Source organism: Rhizobium mesoamericanum STM3625, from assembly GCF_000312665.1.
Classification (GTDB): Bacteria; Pseudomonadota; Alphaproteobacteria; order Rhizobiales; family Rhizobiaceae; genus Rhizobium; species Rhizobium mesoamericanum.
In genome coordinates this window covers 327713-343423 of sequence record NZ_HF536778.1, presented here as the reverse complement: position 1 = coordinate 343423, position 15711 = coordinate 327713, and the positions used below count along the sequence as shown (strand labels likewise).

Here is a 15711-nt window from a genome sequence, read left to right as displayed (position 1 = left end):
TGGCCTGCAGCAAGCATATTTTGCAGGACGCGTGAAGTGCATTCCACCTCCCGAGCCTCTCGGGCAGCAATTTCGCAACTGTAGGAGATATCCATGATGGAAAGTGCAGATCGCGGTCTCGGCCGCCGTGAAATCCTGAAACTGGGCGCGCTTGCCAGCGCAACGGTCGCCGGTGCCGCTTTGGTCGGCGCCAGGCCCAGCCTGGCAAGCGGCGAGCTGTCTCTTAAGGGCAAGCGCATCGGCATCAGTACCGTGGGCACAGACCACCACGCCGATCTCCAGGCCTATAACGCCCAGATCGAGGAGGTGAAGCGCCTCGGCGGCGTTCCGATCGGCGTTGATGCCGGGCGCAACGACGGCAAGCTCATCTCCCAGCTTCAGACACTGATCGCGCAGAAGCCCGACGCCATTGTCCAGCAGCTCGGCACGCTCACGGTTATCGATCCATGGCTGAAGAAGGCGCGTGATGCCGGCATCCCCGTCCTGACCTTGGACGTCGGATCGACGAACTCGCTTAACAACACGGCATCCGACAATTGGGAAATCGGCAAAAACCTCGCTCTGCAGCTGGTCTCGGACATTGGCGGCGAGGGCAAGATCGTGGTCTTCAACGGCTTCTATGGGGTCACGCCCTGCGCGATCCGCTACGATCAGCTGGTGAATGTGATCAAGTATTTCCCGAAGGTGGAGATCATCAAGCCGGAGCTACGCGACGTTATCCCCAATACCGTTCAAGATGCCTTCACCCAGATCACCGCCATCGTAAACCGCTACCCGGAAAAAAGCTCGATCAAGGCGATCTGGTCGGCCTGGGATATCCCTCAAGTGGGAGCCACACAGGCTCTCGTGGCTGCCGGCCGCACGGATATCAAAACATACAGCATCGACGGCAGCCCCGAAGCCTTGCAACTGCTCGCCGATCCAAACTCCCCTGCTGTCGCCAATGTCGTCCAGCAGCCGGCCGAACTTGGGCGCACCGCGGTCCGCAATGTCGCCCGTGTCCTGGCCGGCGAGACCTTGCCGCGGGAGACCTATGTTGCGTCCATACTTGCGACCAAGGACAACGTCAAAGAAGTCATCGAGAAACTCGGCCTGCATTAAGTCGGGGCTGAGACGGTATTCCAGTGCTTCCGCAATATGTCGTCTTGTCTCTTAACGATCGACAGCCCGTCGTTTTTGAAGCTGCGAGACAACGATGGTGGCCTTGCTAGCTGCAACTGCCACGATCTCCGCCTCGCATCCCCAACAGCCAAAGCAACCCACAATCAAAGGAAGTAAATGATGACTGAAAAATTCGGCTCAGGTCTAGGTCGCCGCGACCTTCTGAAGTTTACCGCACTGGCGGGCGCAGCGGCCGCCGGTGCCGCAGCGGTCGGGATTCGTCCGACACTGGCTGACGAAGACCTGCCGCTCAAAGGCAAGCGTATCGGCATCAGCGCCGCCGGCACTGACCACTTTTTCGACCTCCAGGCCTACAATGCCCAGATCGAGGAGGTAAAGCGGCTGGGTGGTGAGCCAATCGCCGTGGATGCTGGGCGCAACGACGGCAAACTCGTTTCGCAGCTCCAGACCCTTATCGGGCAGAATCCGGACGCCATTGTCCAGCTTCTTGGAACGCTGACGGTCATCGACCCCTGGCTCAAGAAGGCCGGCGATGCAGGCATACCGGTTTTGACCATCGACGTCGGCTCCACCTATTCACTGAACAACTCGACCTCGGATAACTGGGGTCTCGGCAAGGACCTCGCCCTGCAGCTCGTGTCCGATATCGGCGGCGAAGGCAAGATCGTCGTGTTCAACGGCTTCTACGGCGTCACGCCTTGCGCGATCCGTTACGATCAGCTCGTAAACGTCGTCAAATACTTCCCCAAGGTGGAGATTATCAAGCCGGAACTGCGCGATGTCATCCCTAATACCGTCCAAGATGCCTTTACCCAGGTCACCGCGATCCTCAATCGCTATCCGAATAAAGGTTCGATCAAAGCGATCTGGTCGGCCTGGGATGTGCCGCAGCTTGGCGCAACGCAGGCTCTTGTGGCTGCTGGGCGAACCGAGATCAAGACTTATGGCGTCGATGGCAGCCCGGAAGTCCTCCAGCTGGTTGCCGACCCCAAATCTCCAGCCGCAGCCGACGTTGCACAGCAACCAGCAGAACTCGGGCGCACCGCCATTCGCAACGTTGCCCGCCTGCTTTCTGGCGAAAAACTGCCACACGAAACCTACGTGCCGGCCCTTCTCGCCAATAAGGCGAATGTCGGCGAGGTCACCAAAAAGCTTGGCATCGGCTGACTTTAGTGGCCAGGCCGCGCCTCTGTTCGAAGGCGCGGCCATCGTTCAGCGTTTGGAGCAGCAATATGAGCCAAATTATCAGAGCGGAAACTGACTCTGCCAACATTCTCAAGCTGAGCCAGATCGTCAAGACCTTCGGCGGAGCGCGCGCTCTTGATGGCGCGGGACTGACTGTAAAAAGGGGAACAGTGCACGGGTTGGTCGGCCAAAACGGAGCTGGCAAATCCACACTGATCAAGGTCCTCGCCGGTCTCCACCAGCCAGACGATGGCGCAATAGAGATCGATGGCACGACACACACCCGGTTGACCCCGAAGCTTGCGGAAGAACTTGGCATCCATTTTATCCACCAGGATCGGCTCCTGCCGCCAAGCTTCACTGTCGGGGAAGCGCTTTTCTTCGGTGACGAACCAAGCCTTGGGGCAACACCCTTTCTCGATCGTCGGCGCATGCGACATGAAGCTGCGCGATTGCTCAAGTTCTATTTCGAGATCGAACTGCCTCCGAACGTGCTGATCTCGGAGCTGACCACGGCGGAAAAGCAAATCATCCAGATCACTCGTGCATTGATCCGCAAGCCCAAGCTTCTCGTTTTCGATGAGCCAACAGCAGCGCTCGTGCGCCAGGAGGCCGATATTTTGTTTCGGCTGATCCGGCGGCTCGCCGGCGAAGGCGTCACAATCTTGTACATCTCTCATTACCTCAGAGAAATCGAAGAAATCTGCCAGACCGTCACGATTTTGAGAAATGGCCGTGATGTTGCGACGCTTGCCCTGTCCGAAACCTCTGCCGAGGAAATCGGGCAGTTGATGATAGCGCGCGAGACAGGTGATCTCTTTCCCGCTCGTCAGGTGCGCCTCGGCCAGGACCTTCTTTGCGTGCAAGACCTGGCGGTGACAGGCAAGTTCGAGCCGGTTTCCTTCAGCTTGCGCCGCGGTGAGGTGCTCGGAATCACCGGGCTCCTAGGATCGGGTGCCAAGGACCTGATGCGTGTCCTCTTTGGGCTGGAACGCGCAACATCGGGGACAATTGTCCACGAAGATCGTAACGTCGGACTTGCCTCGCCGCGAGACGCGGCCAAGGCAAGATTTGCCCTGGTCCCGGAGGATCGTCGTCGCCACGGGGTGGCACTCGATATGAGTGTGAGAGAAAACGTGACCATCGCCAGCCTCGGCCGATTCTTGCGGTTCGGCCGGCTCGACAGGAAGGCTGAAGCAGGGGAGACGGATAAACTCGTCCGAAAGCTTCAGATCAAGGCTGATGGGCGAGAGGCGTTAGTCCGGTCACTTTCTGGCGGCAATCAGCAGAAGGTGGCGATAGCGAAATGGCTGGCTCGCGACACCGACCTTTATCTGCTGGACGAACCCACAGTGGGCGTCGATATCGGCGCAAAAGCCGAGATCTATGCACTGATCGCCGGCCTCGTTTCGAGCGGAGCAAGCGTCATCCTTCTCTCCACCGATCTCGATGAACTCGTCGGCATGACGGATCGGGTCCTCGTGATGTTCCGCGGGCGCGTCACGCGCGAGCTTCAATCCAGCCACACCACGGCAAACGACATATTGGCCGAGGCCACCGGCGCTCGGGAAAGGTTGCGTCATGTCAATTGATATCGAACGCTACGCGGCTCCCGTTTCCGGAGCGGAACCGGAGACGCCTCAGCAAAAGACCGGGCTCGCTACCACTTTGCTGCGTTATGGCGCCTTGATAACCTTTCTGTCGATCCTCGTCATATTCTCCGTTTCGGCGCCCTTCTTCCTTTCGGTGTTCAACATCGGCAACATCCTGGGGCAGACGGCAATCACCGGGGTTCTGGCGATAGGCCTCACGGTCGTCGTGATAGCGGGAGGTCCGAATGTCGTGACCGGCGGCATCGATCTTTCGCTCGCCGCCAACATGGGTCTTAGTGCAGCCATTTACGCGAGCTTGATACAGGCAGGCTACGGTGACGGCGCCGCCGTGATCGCGGCGCTCGGTTCCGGCCTTGCGGTCGGCGCGGTAAACGCGATTGCGGTGGCCGGGATTGGCATCGTGCCTCTTTTGGCGACGCTGGCGGTCATGAATGTCATTGCCGGGCTCGAGCTTGTGCTGAGCGAAAACACGGTCATTCCTGCCTCCAGCGATGTGCTCACAGCCCTTTCCTCCCAGGGGCCTTTAGGTATCCCGGTGCTTGGCTATGTGCTGATTGCCTTTTTTCTGGCGATGTCTCTTCTCGTACAGCGCACGCGTTATGGGCTGCGACTTTATGCGGTTGGTGAATTTCCGGAAGCCGCGCGCTCCGCAGGCATTCCGGTGAAGGCCTATCTCGCCGCAGCCTTCCTGATCAGCGGTCTTTGTGGTGGTCTCGCCGGCATCCTCAATACAGCATATCTCAGTGGCTCAAGCACGGGTTCGGGCGAGATGCTCCTGCCTGTGGTCGTCACCGCGCTGCTCGGATCGGTGTTTTCCCGCCGACTTGTTCCGACCGTCGGCGGCACCCTGCTATCGGCTTTGTTCGTCGGTGTTCTTCTCAACGGCTTTCAGCTCCTCAATCTCTCCAGCACGCTGGTCAGCGGCGTCCAGGGTGTACTGATCCTGCTGACCGTATCGGTTACGACACTTATTCGCAGGGACGTTTGACCATGGCGACCAAATCTCTTTCCAGGAATGTTGTCGCGCTCGGCGGCCGAACGGCTCTGATCATCGCGCTGATCTGCGTCTTTTGGCTGTTTGCCTCGCTAGCGCCGAGCTTCCTGACAGCTGGCAATCTTTCAAGCCTGCTTGCCAACAATTTCAGCTTGCTGGCAATCGTAGCCGTCGCCATGACCTTCGCCGTGGCTTCCGGCGGTATCGATCTGTCGATCGGCGCGGCGATCGATTTTTCCAGCCTCGCTCTCGTGTCATTGGTGCTGACTGGCCATTCCGTCGGTGTTGCGGCCTTAGGCGGGCTTGCCGCGGGAGCGCTTGTCGGTGTGTTCAACGCGATCCTTATTTCCTGGGCAGGCCTTTCGCCTTTTCTTGCGACGCTTGGCACGCTCTTTGTCGGCCGCAGCATTCAGCAGCTGCTCACCAATGGCGGCAACCCGATCTACCTCCCGCAAAATGCGATACCGGGTTCTTTCCGTGCTATCGGGCATGGCACGATCCTCGGTGCCCCGGTGCCGCTGATCATCGCGCTCGCCACGGCGGCGGCCGCCGCCTTCCTACTTTCGCAGAGCCGGTTCGGCCGCGCGGTCGTTGCCGCAGGCGTGCAAGCCGATATTGTGCGCTATTCCGGGCTGCCGCTGCGCCTCATTCTTGCAGGAACCTATGTCCTGATCGGCGTCATCGCAGCGGTGGCAGGCCTGGTCCTGACCTCGACCGTGACAGTCTACGTACCCAATTCAGGCAACGCATTTTTGCTCAATTCCGTTGGCGCCGCATTCATAGGGACAACCATCCATATCCACGGTCGCCCCAATATCGTGGGGACCGTACTCGGCGTTTTGCTGCTTGCTATCGTCGCAAACGGCCTGCTCTTGAGCGGCCTGAATTTTTACTGGCAGCAGGTTGGAACGGGCACCTTGATCTTTCTCGTCCTGGCGCTCAGCTTTGCGACACGAAAGGCCAGCTAAACGGTAGGCGCGGCCAGCTCCTCCATTGTCAAAATCGGCGTTGACCACCAAGACCGCGAAGCATACGCCTTCTCCATCTAAGCCGAGTAACACGGTGGTATGCTGGGGGCCGCGCGTAGGCTGGGCTGTCTTCGCCAAGTGCCGCCATGCTGGCGGTGATCGGATTTGCCTCACGTGGCTCCGTGTTCAAGATGTTCAGCAATCTGCTCAACGACGAACAAGGCATGCTCGCTTACCTCTGGCAGGCCCATCAGCTCGAAGAGGCGTTTCGGGTCTTGCAACTTCTCTTCCCGGAAATTGGCATTGCTGGACCTCGTAATGCTTTGCGTTCCTCGTTGGCACCCAGCAAGTGTTTGGCGGCGCCGGCTAGGCCCGCAGGGGCTTTGCCGCCGTTGCCCAGGAGATCCGGGAACTCGCTAACGATCGGCCCAGGCGGCACGAGAGATCAAGGAACTGATCCGCAATTCCACCGACGAAGTGACCGCCGGCGGATCGTCACGGAGTTTCCGCTTCGACGGCACTGAGGACCTTTCGCAAGCGAAGGCGAGAAGCCGCTGACAGCGGTTCACGGCGAGCAACACGATTAGCGTGACAGTTTATGCATCCGGCTCATTTTGATGATGCGCATTATTAATTTGATTGAATAGCTTAGCCGTCTCAGAATGCACAAGAGGCAATAGATATTGAGGAGACGTTACCTATCAATTCGGCCAGATCAGTCCAGGGTGCGTGCGGGTTTGTCCATTTTCCGAGCGTGAGCGGCGTCCTTGGATCTGGCTGCTGGTGAAACGAAACTCATTGAGTGCCACAGCTAGGCGCATGAAACTCGCATGCGTGAACAGCCACGCGGAAGACTGCAGCTTCGGGCTTGGGTGGTTGTTGGACCGCCGATCTCAGATTGCAGACACAACACTAAGGGAATAACGCGACACGCCGGGACTACTCGCTGCATTGGCGCGCTACCGGCTACGCGCAAAGCGGAGAGGACAGGTATGACACGTAAGCAGTCCGAAGCACAGAGGGTCGACGGTTTTGACCCAGAGCCGATGGTTATCGTCCCACTTAAACACCCCTGGAGATGGACGGCGATCATCGTGGTGTCTGTGTCGATTGCCGCGGCAGCGAGATCTGCAATTTCTAACCCCGAGTTCCAATGGCCAGTCGCTGGACAGTATCTGTTCAATCCGCTCATACTCGATGGTCTTGCGCAAACGCTCCTGATTACGCTGGTCGTGATGATCCTAGCCGCCATCGGGGGGACCATTGCTGCATTGATGATGCTTTCCAAAAGCAGGTTGCTTTCTGCCCCTGCAGCAATCTTCGTGTGGTTCTTTCGAGGCACGCCGGCGCTGGTTCAGCTGATCCTCTGGTACAATCTCTCGATAGTCGTGAAAAACTTGACGCTCTGGCTGCCGGGTCTTGGTACAGTGTATTCCATTCCAACGAATGACGTCATGACGCCGCTCGTCTCGGCCATTGTTGCGCTGTCTCTGCATGAATCCGGCTATATGGCAGAGATTGTGAGGAGCGGGCTCAAGTCGGTTAACCGGGGCCAATATGAGGCTTCGGCATGTCTGGGCATGAAGCCCAACCTGGCATTGAGAAGGATCGTTCTTCCGCAAGCAATGAGGATGATTATTCCGCCAACCGGTAACGAGACGATCAACCTTCTGAAGACCACATCTCTGGTCAGCATTATCGCGGTCGGGGATCTGCTTTACTCCGCGCAATCTATATATGCCCGGACTTTTGAAACCATTCCCCTGCTTCTCGTCGCATCCTTTTGGTACCTCGCGGTGGTGTCGGTCATGTCCGTGGGGCAATTCCATTTGGAAAGACACTTCAGCCGGGATGAGCGGCGCAGCAATCCGAGCATCACGAAGGTGATCTTCGGCAGCCTGATAAAGATGCGCCAGAAGGAGATCCTGGCATGACCAGATCAGGAAACCACCATGATCGCTTTGGAATCGCACCAACGACAATGGTCCACGCCAAGGGCATCCGTAAATCCTATGGCCATCTCGAGGTCCTCAAGGGCGTTGACATGACGGTACCTGCGGGAACGGTTGCGTGCATCATTGGCCCATCTGGATCCGGAAAGAGCACATTCCTGCGGTGCATCAACCACCTGGAAGAAATCAACGGCGGTTTGATGCTTGTCGACGGAGACTTTGTTGGCTACCGCCTTGAGGGAAATAGACTCTACGAACTTACGCCGAGTACGATTTGCAAGCGCCGTGCCGAAATCGGGATGGTGTTCCAACAGTTCAACTTGTTTCCTCACATGACTGTGCTCGAAAATCTGATTGAGGCTCCTGTACGGGTGAAGCTGGAGCCCGTCGATCAGGCAACGTTTAATGCGATCGAACTGCTTAAGCGAGTGGGCCTTGCCGATAAGCGGGACGCGTATCCAAGACAGTTGTCGGGCGGCCAGCAACAGCGGGTCGCCATCGCCCGGGCGCTCGCGATGAACCCAAAGGTTTTGCTGTTTGATGAGCCGACATCCGCCCTTGACCCAGAACTGGTGGGCGAGGTGCTTGAGGTGATGAAAGGCCTGGCGCGTGAGGGCATTACAATGGTGGTCGTCACGCACGAAATCGGATTTGCGCGAGAGGTGGGCGATCAACTGATTTTCATGGACGGCGGTGTCGTCGTTGAGGCGGGCGACCCGAGGGAAATGATTGCCAATCCTCAGTCTCCACGGACACGAGAATTTTTGGCACGAGTCCGTTGACGACAGTGAACCGGTTAGTCCGAACCGTCGATCGGAATTGCCGGAATTAAGTCGGTTAATCGGTCCACATCATAGGGTCTACATATGACTTCGTCTTTCGAACAGCGCATCGTCGAACTGGGTATTGAATTGCCCAAACCGCCGAAACCGGTGGCGAGCTATGTTGCGACGCATCAGATCGGAAAACTCCTTTATATCTCGGGGCAGCTGTGTTTGGCGCCGGACGGGAAGCTTGTGGCGACAGGCTCACTCGGGGATAATGTTTCGGTTGAAAGTGGCATCCTTGCCGCGCGAGCGGCCGCAATAAATGTCGTGGCTCAAGCCAAGCAAGCACTTCAGGGCCTGGATAAAATCAAGCGGGTTGTTCGACTGGGCGGGTTCATTTCGGCATCCCCTTCGTTTTCAGAGCACGCACGCGTCATGAACGGTGCCTCCGACCTCATTGTTGAAATTTTTGCCGAGCAAGGGCGCCATACGCGAAGCACAATTGGCGTTTCTTCCCTGCCATTGCAGGCCGCTGTTGAGGTCGAAGCGCTGTTTGAACTGCATTAACTCGCTGCCTAATGAAACGGTACCTCCGATCTCGCACGAAGATCGCTTGATAGGGGCTTTGCGTTGGCGAGCTGCAACGATGTGCGGTTTCGTCACGCCGGCTGTTAAAGCTCCAGACGCTTGTACACGCCCTGTTTCAGCATCCTCTGCTTCTCGGAAACGGTTCTGATCAAGTCGCGGAACCATCGGTGCCCGGGGTCGAGTTCATTTGCCTTGTCGAAGATCAGCGAAATCGTGACATCGGGAAGGGCCATTGGTGGAGGAACGATTACAGTCTCACTCTCTTCCGTGAGGGCAAGCAGCACACCGTCACCAAATACGGAAATCAGGTTGGTGCCTTTCATGACCCAGGGAGCGACCAGGTAATGAGGTATGGTTGCAACGACTTTCCTATTAAGACCGAGCCGCTGCAATGTGATGTCCGCTACCCCCGCCGCAATTCCGTCCGCTGATATTTGAAGGTGTGGCGACGTGAGATAGCGATCCAACGTCATGTTGGTGAAGGCTGAATTTCCCTTCCAGCCGCCGCACACCATTGGATCCCGCGAAAGCTCCATAACCTCGAAATTCTCAGCATCGAGCCTGGCGTTGCCAAGGACCGCGCACTCCACTTCGCGGCTCTTCAATGAACCGAGGGCATCCGGTTCTCTGGCGTGAACAACATTCAAGGATGCCTTCGGGGCGAGCTTCGAGAATGTTTCGATCAATGCCGGCAGATAGGTGATCGCGGTATAGTCGGACAGTCCTATGCGGAAATTCCTTGATGTGGTCGACGGGTCGAAATTCAGATGCCGGTCAACAGCAATCCGGATTTCATGCAGAGAGCGGGAGATAACCTCAGCCAACTCCTTCGCCCGGGCGGTGGGCTCCATAATCCCGGACTCTCGAGTGAAGAGCTCATCCTGAAAAACTTCGCGAAGTCTGCCAAGTGCATGGCTTATAGCGGATTGCGTCCGTCCGAGCCGGTCGGCGGATCTCGTTACGCTCCGTTCCCGCATAAGGACATCAAACGTTCTCAGTAGGTTAAGATCGATATGGTTGAGGGAGAACTCGGTCATGCAGCAACCCTGGAAAGACGCATTAAAGGTCGACAGCTATACGGTGGCGCCCAAATTAGCAATGAATCTTGCTCATGTTGTCAATGCATATTTTCAATTCGATTCACATCATACGATGTGGTCTCCTCATGGTGCCAACGCCACCGATCAGATAAAAGGGGATCATCATGAAGGCAGCGCATCTTGGAATTTTCTTCGCAGCAGCGCTTGTGCAAAACGCCGTCGGAGCGGAGATTCCGCTGATCGACTCCGTCAAGTCATCGGGCACGTTCAGCATAGCGAGCGGCCTGGACTACGCGCCCTTCGAGTTCGTCGATCCTAACGGTCAGCCGGCAGGATTGGACGTAGATTTGGCGAATGCGGCTGCAAAGCTCATTTCGGTCAAGCTCGATATTCAGCGGATACCGTTTGCGTCCCAAATTCCCTCACTGGCAGCTGGAAGAGTGAAAGTCGCCTGGGCAACCTTCACTGTTAAAGAAGATCGCTTGAGGCAGGTCGACTTCGTCACGTTTCTCCAGTCCGGGACCGTGGCAATGGTGCTTCCAGACAAGAAGGATAGCATCTCCGGCGCTCAAGACCTCTGTGGCATGCGAGTTGCAGTCCAGACAGGCTCGGCCGCCGATTTCACGGCCGACAAGCTCAGCGAGAGCTGCACGAAATCCAATCTGCCGAAAATCGAAAAGTTGATCTTTCCCGAGCAGAAAGACACGATCCAAGCGGTCTTAACCGGTAGGGTCGATGCCCGCTTCGACGATTCCACAGCAGCAGGGTACTACGAGCAGACAAGCAAGGGAAAGCTCGTCGTGGCCCCGGGTGTCTACGACATACTGCCGTTAGGTGTTGCCGTCCAGAAGGGCGATAAGGCGACCGCCGAAATGATGCAAGCCATCTTTCAGCAACTAATCGCCAATGGAGAGTACAAGGCTATCCTTGATAAATACGGCATGACTCTCGCGGCGGTCGAGAAGTCCCGTATCATCACGTCGGTCAATGAGATTGCGGAATGACACGATGGCGAGCGGATTCTCACGAGTCCGCTCGCTGTCCCCAACGCTTCGGCATGGTCTGCTGCGCCCGCGCTCACGAGACAACAGAACCTATGGAGATTCTGGGTGCATTTTGGACTGAGGTCACTATGAACGCTGATGCTTACATAAAGCTCGACAAGTCTGAGCTCGCTAATATCCGCGCGCAGTATCCGATTGTTGAAAAATGCATTTACTGGAACAATGCGGCCGTGTCCCCTATCTCGATCGGCGTGAGGGATGCTATTGCTCGGCAGGCGGCGCTCCATACCCTGGATACGTCCGGGATTACGGTCGCAAGCGGGCCGACACGAGATGAGGGCCGTCGCCTCGCAGCAAAGCTCGTAGGCTCAACTGCCGACCGGGTTGCCTACATTCAAAACACTTCGCATGGTCTATCGCTCGTCGCATTGGGTATTGACTGGAACGCTGGTGACAACATCGTTGTGCCGGAACTAGAGTTTCCATCGAACTACCTAATCTGGGAATCGCTTTCCCGACACGGCGTCGAAGTTCGTAAGATGAAAGCGCGTGATGGAGCGCTGGCTCCTGATGACCTTCGCCCGCTCGTTGACGTTAGGACAAAGCTGGTGGCGGTGAGTCATGTCCAATTCTACAGCGGGTTCCGTGTCGATCTTGCGGCGTTTTCGCAGATCTGCAGCGAATTCGACGCGCTTTTGGTGGTGGACGGTACGCAATCAGTTGGAGTGCTTAACATCGATATGGCGGCGGACGGGGTCGACGTGCTCGCTGTGAGCGCACATAAATGGATGCTCGGCCCAGTTGGAATCGGCTTCATCGCCTTCTCCGAGAAGGCATTCGCTCGCATCCGGCCAAGCATAGTGGGTTGGCTGAGCGTGAACGACGCGTTTTCGTTCCATCGCGTGCTCGATTTTCTTCCGGACGCTAGGAGATTTGAGCCTGGCACCGAAAATGGTCCCGGTGTTTTCGGTCTTGCCCGTCGACTTGAAGAGATCGACTCCATCGGCATGAAGCAGATCGAGGACTACGTCATGGAACTCGGAAACAAGATCCGGACGCAGGCGAAACGTGCAGGATACAACGTCATGAGCGATTGGCCGCCCCAATCCCAATCTGGCATCATTTTGGTCAGGAATTCGGCTATCCCGACGAGTGTCTTGTTCGAGCGCTTAAATTCCGCCGGCATAAAGTGCAGCGTAAGAAACGATGCAATCCGCTTTTCTCCTCACTGCTACAGCAATGACGACGAACTCTCGTCGGTTTTCGACGTGCTACGGAGCGCGTCGCAGTCTTATGCTGGGTAAAGAGCTGTTAAACGGTCATCGCTGAGCGGCCTTGATCGTCTGGACGTGGTCCAGGCCCACTTCCACTCCAAGGACCCTAAGAACACGGATTATCAGATCACCGCTGTTTAGGATCCGGACTGAAGGGTTCCCCCAGAGACCGAGCAGGGCAGGACAGTCTGCTCGGTCATCTTTGCCCGTCTTGGCAAAAGCTTGCCAACCACACCAGACTATCTTGACGCTCGCCGATGCTCGATATACTACTTGGTCTAATTACATACCGTTTAGTTTGCGCGGCTTGTAATCGTGATTCGGCCGGGGTATCTGGAGCGAAAACCTATGCAGCAGGAATACGATTTTATCGTTGTAGGCGGTGGCTCGGCCGGATGCGCGTTAGCTTCTAGATTGAGTGAGGTCGCCTCCGTGGACGTCCTGCTGGTTGAAGCAGGTCCGGACGCGAACCCGTGGCAGATCCGCATGCCGCTTGCAGTCGACGGCCTCCTGAACGCCACTACGTATAATTGGAACTTCCAGTCAGAAGCAGAAGCAGGCCTTGAGGGCCGGAGAATAACACACCCCAGAGGACGTGTCTTGGGCGGCTCCTCCGCGATCAACGGAATGGTCTACACGAGGGGAAATCCTCAAGATTACGACAGTTGGCGCGATGAGAACGGATGCACGGGTTGGGGCTATGCCGATGTGCTTCCATATTTCATGCGAATGGAAACCGCCAAAGCCGGCGACGACCGCTATAGAGGAAGAAGTGGACCGCTGGAAGTAACTCGCCCCAAGCCCTCAAACCCATTGAACCAAGCGTTTCTAGATGCCGGCAAAGCTCTCGGATATCCATTGTCAGACGACTCCAATGGACCTCAGCATGAGGGCTTTGCCGTGGCCGAGCAGACGATCGTCAACGGTCGGCGAAACAGTTCCGCAGCCGCATTCCTAAGCGCAGCTGTGAGAAGCCGGCCGAATCTGACGATCAATTCTGGCAATCCCGTTGAAAGGGTTTTCTTCGAGGGAAGGCGGGCGGTCGGCGTCAGATGCTGCACTAGAAACGGGCCGAGAGACTTTCGCGTTCGCCGCGAAGTCATTCTTTGCGCAGGGGGTGTCGGGTCGCCTCATATTTTGCTTCTCTCCGGCGTCGGCCCTGCAGAGCAACTCCGCAAGAATGGTATTCCTGTGGTTCACGATAGAAGTGCGGTGGGAGCGAACCTTCAAGATCATCTCGATCTGCCAATCCAGTACCGATGCAAGCAGCCTATCAGTCTAAGGCGGAGCGCGGAATGGCCTCGGAAGGCATTTGTTGGGATAAATTGGTTTCTATTCAAACGGGGCGTAGCCGCAAGCAACCAATTTGAGGTCAGCGCATATGTCCGCAGCCGCCCCGGCATCTCGAAGCCAAATTTGAAATTTGAGTTTTTTCCGCTCAGCATTTCGCACTCGAACTACAAGCCCTATCCGGAGGAGGCGTTTCAGGTGCACTGTACCTTGGAGACGTCCCATGCCCGTGGGAGTATAAGCCTCCGCACCGCTGATCCTTCGGACAAGCCCGTCCTGCATTTCAACTATCTTTCGGACGATCGTGACATGGAAACGTTTCGCGAGGGGATCGGGTTGGTTCGCGAGTTAATAGCTTCGCCCCCGTTTGACGAATTCCGAGGCGCCGAAATCGAACCAGGAAGAGACGTACAGAGTAAGGAAGCGCTGGACCAGTGGATCCGGCATCGCGCCACCACCGCTTACCACATCTCCAGCACATGCAGTATGGGACGAGCGGACGACCCCAACGCGGTGGTGAGCCCCGAGCTCAAAGTGCATGGAATCGAGGGGCTGCGAGTCGCAGATAGTTCTGTGATGCCGGTGATCGTGACGTCCAACCTGAACGCGACCGCGATCATGATCGGTGACCGAGCAGCGGATTTCTGTCTCGGCCGACCGCAACTTAGCCCGTCTAACGAACCGTATTGGGTGAACCCTGATTGGCAAAGTAGCCAGCGGTGACAGCGCAACTTTCGTTAAGCAAGCACTCCAGCGATCACGCCAAGTGGGAGACATTTAATGATCAAGACAAATAAGGTTCCGGAAAAGATGCGTGCCGTTGTCCTTACTGGCTTTGGAGGAATCGACAAGCTTCAATATCGAGACGACGTCGCCGTCCCAAAGCCCGGTCGTGGAGAGGTATTGATACGCGTCGGTGCTTGCGGAATGAATAACACTGACATCAATCTTCGCACCAGATGGTACGATCGCGAGGTGAACGAGAGCCTTTCCGAAGATGTCGGACTGAAAGGAGCGGGCGATGCAAGAGGGGACACGAGCACGCGCGGTACTTGGAAAGAAGAGACAATAGTATTTCCGAGAATCCAGGGCGCTGCCGTGGTCGGTACGATTGCAGGTGTAGGAGTAGCTGTTGCGGAAAGCAGGATCGGCGAACGTGTGATTATCGACCCGCAGGTTCGCGATCTCTCACTGCCTAACCGTGCACAACTCGTCGCCTATCTCGGCGGCGAGAGGGACGGGGGGTACGCTGAATATACCGTGGTGCACGATGAAAACGCTCACGCGATCCAATCACACCTCTCGGATGCAGAGCTTGCAACCTTTCCGACGTCCTACGATACCGCGGAGGAGATGCTTGTTAGAGCACGATTGCAAGAAGGTGAAACCGTGATTGTTACCGGAGCCGCTGGAGGTGTGGGTACTGCACTCGTTCAGCTTTCCCTGATCCGTGGCGCTAAGGTTATCGCCATCGCGGGAGCTGCTAAAGAAGAACGACTACGTGCCCTCGGTGCGAATCATTTCGTGGCACGTGAGAAGGAAAATGTCCGCGAAGCCATCGAGGCGATCGCAGGGGACCGTGCCATCGACGTTATCGCCGATGTTGTCGGTGGGCCCTTCTTTACCGACAGCCTCAAACTGCTTCGCCGGGGCGGGCGCTATACCACCGCGGGTGCTCTAGCGGGCCCGATACAGTCCATCGATCTTCGGGACCTGATCTACAAAGATTTGGAGATGTTCGGCATCACATGCCCGACGCCCGACACCTTCAAAGCGGTAATCGATCATGTAGTCGCTGGCAGACTCAAGCCTTTGATCGAGAGAACCTATCAGCTTCAGGAAATGGCGCTAGCCCAAACGGAGTTGCTCAAGCGTAACCACGTAGGCAAGCTCGTTATCGTTCCGTAACAGGAA

At 56.8% G+C, this 15711-nt stretch carries 13 protein-coding genes and 1 pseudogene; 13 read left to right on the top strand and 1 reads right to left on the bottom strand.

The genetic code is table 11. From position 1 onward, the window contains the following. The first annotated feature begins 93 nt into the window (after positions 1-93). The 9 genes and pseudogenes from BN77_RS30265 to BN77_RS30230 all read left to right on the top strand — a co-directional run bounded on the left by BN77_RS30265 (position 94) and on the right by BN77_RS30230 (position 9168). Entirely contained in the window at positions 94-1101 is a 1008-nt protein-coding gene (locus BN77_RS30265) for a sugar ABC transporter substrate-binding protein (protein WP_007539496.1), read from the top strand. Positions 1102-1278: 177 nt separating this feature from the next. After that, entirely contained in the window at positions 1279-2289 is a 1011-nt protein-coding gene (locus BN77_RS30260) for a sugar ABC transporter substrate-binding protein (protein WP_007539493.1), read from the top strand. 65 nt (positions 2290-2354) lie between these two features. Beyond that, positions 2355-3899: a sugar ABC transporter ATP-binding protein gene (locus BN77_RS30255; protein WP_007539491.1), complete on the top strand. Its 1545-nt coding sequence runs from the start codon at positions 2355-2357 to the stop codon at positions 3897-3899. Then, positions 3889-4908: an ABC transporter permease gene (locus tag BN77_RS30250; RefSeq protein ID WP_007539489.1), complete on the top strand. Its 1020-nt coding sequence runs from the start codon at positions 3889-3891 to the stop codon at positions 4906-4908. Before BN77_RS30255 ends, BN77_RS30250 begins: the two co-directional genes overlap by 11 nt. A 2-nt stretch (positions 4909-4910) precedes the next feature. After that, on the top strand, positions 4911-5882 hold the full coding sequence (locus tag BN77_RS30245; RefSeq protein ID WP_007539487.1) for an ABC transporter permease: 972 nt from the start codon (positions 4911-4913) through the stop codon (positions 5880-5882). Between the two features lie 370 nt (positions 5883-6252). Beyond that, a pseudogene (locus BN77_RS36100) lies at positions 6253-6371 on the top strand (methyl-accepting chemotaxis protein); the annotation flags it as partial. A 503-nt stretch (positions 6372-6874) separates the two neighbouring features. After that, complete coding sequence (locus tag BN77_RS30240; protein ID WP_007539483.1) at positions 6875-7816, top strand: amino acid ABC transporter permease; 942 nt, start codon at positions 6875-6877, stop codon at positions 7814-7816. After that, on the top strand, positions 7813-8616 hold the full coding sequence (locus BN77_RS30235) for an amino acid ABC transporter ATP-binding protein (protein WP_007539481.1): 804 nt from the start codon (positions 7813-7815) through the stop codon (positions 8614-8616). The genes BN77_RS30240 and BN77_RS30235 overlap by 4 nt, the downstream gene beginning before the upstream one ends. A gap of 84 nt (positions 8617-8700) precedes the next feature. Then, positions 8701-9168: a RidA family protein gene (locus BN77_RS30230; protein ID WP_007539479.1), complete on the top strand. Its 468-nt coding sequence runs from the start codon at positions 8701-8703 to the stop codon at positions 9166-9168. 104 nt (positions 9169-9272) lie between these two features. Here the strand turns inward: BN77_RS30230 and BN77_RS30225 are convergent, their stop codons facing one another. Then, positions 9273-10226 carry a LysR family transcriptional regulator gene (locus BN77_RS30225; protein WP_007539478.1) on the bottom strand — a complete coding sequence of 318 codons (954 nt, stop codon included), beginning with the start codon at positions 10224-10226 and terminating at the stop codon, positions 9273-9275. A gap of 167 nt (positions 10227-10393) precedes the next feature. Here BN77_RS30225 and BN77_RS30220 point away from each other — a divergent pair, with 167 nt between their 5' ends. The 4 genes from BN77_RS30220 to BN77_RS30205 all read left to right on the top strand — a co-directional run bounded on the left by BN77_RS30220 (position 10394) and on the right by BN77_RS30205 (position 15705). Continuing rightward, on the top strand, positions 10394-11233 hold the full coding sequence (locus BN77_RS30220; protein WP_007539477.1) for an ABC transporter substrate-binding protein: 840 nt from the start codon (positions 10394-10396) through the stop codon (positions 11231-11233). A 128-nt stretch (positions 11234-11361) separates the two neighbouring features. Further along, positions 11362-12537 (top strand): aminotransferase class V-fold PLP-dependent enzyme, encoded by a 1176-nt coding sequence (locus BN77_RS30215; RefSeq protein WP_028746903.1) that lies wholly within the window; start codon positions 11362-11364, stop codon positions 12535-12537. A 318-nt stretch (positions 12538-12855) separates the two neighbouring features. Further along, positions 12856-14520 (top strand): choline dehydrogenase, encoded by a 1665-nt coding sequence (locus BN77_RS30210; RefSeq protein ID WP_007539475.1) that lies wholly within the window; start codon positions 12856-12858, stop codon positions 14518-14520. A gap of 57 nt (positions 14521-14577) precedes the next feature. Then, positions 14578-15705, top strand: a complete 1128-nt coding sequence (locus tag BN77_RS30205; RefSeq protein ID WP_007539474.1) for an alcohol dehydrogenase family protein — start codon at positions 14578-14580, stop codon at positions 15703-15705. Positions 15706-15711 lie beyond the last annotated feature (6 nt).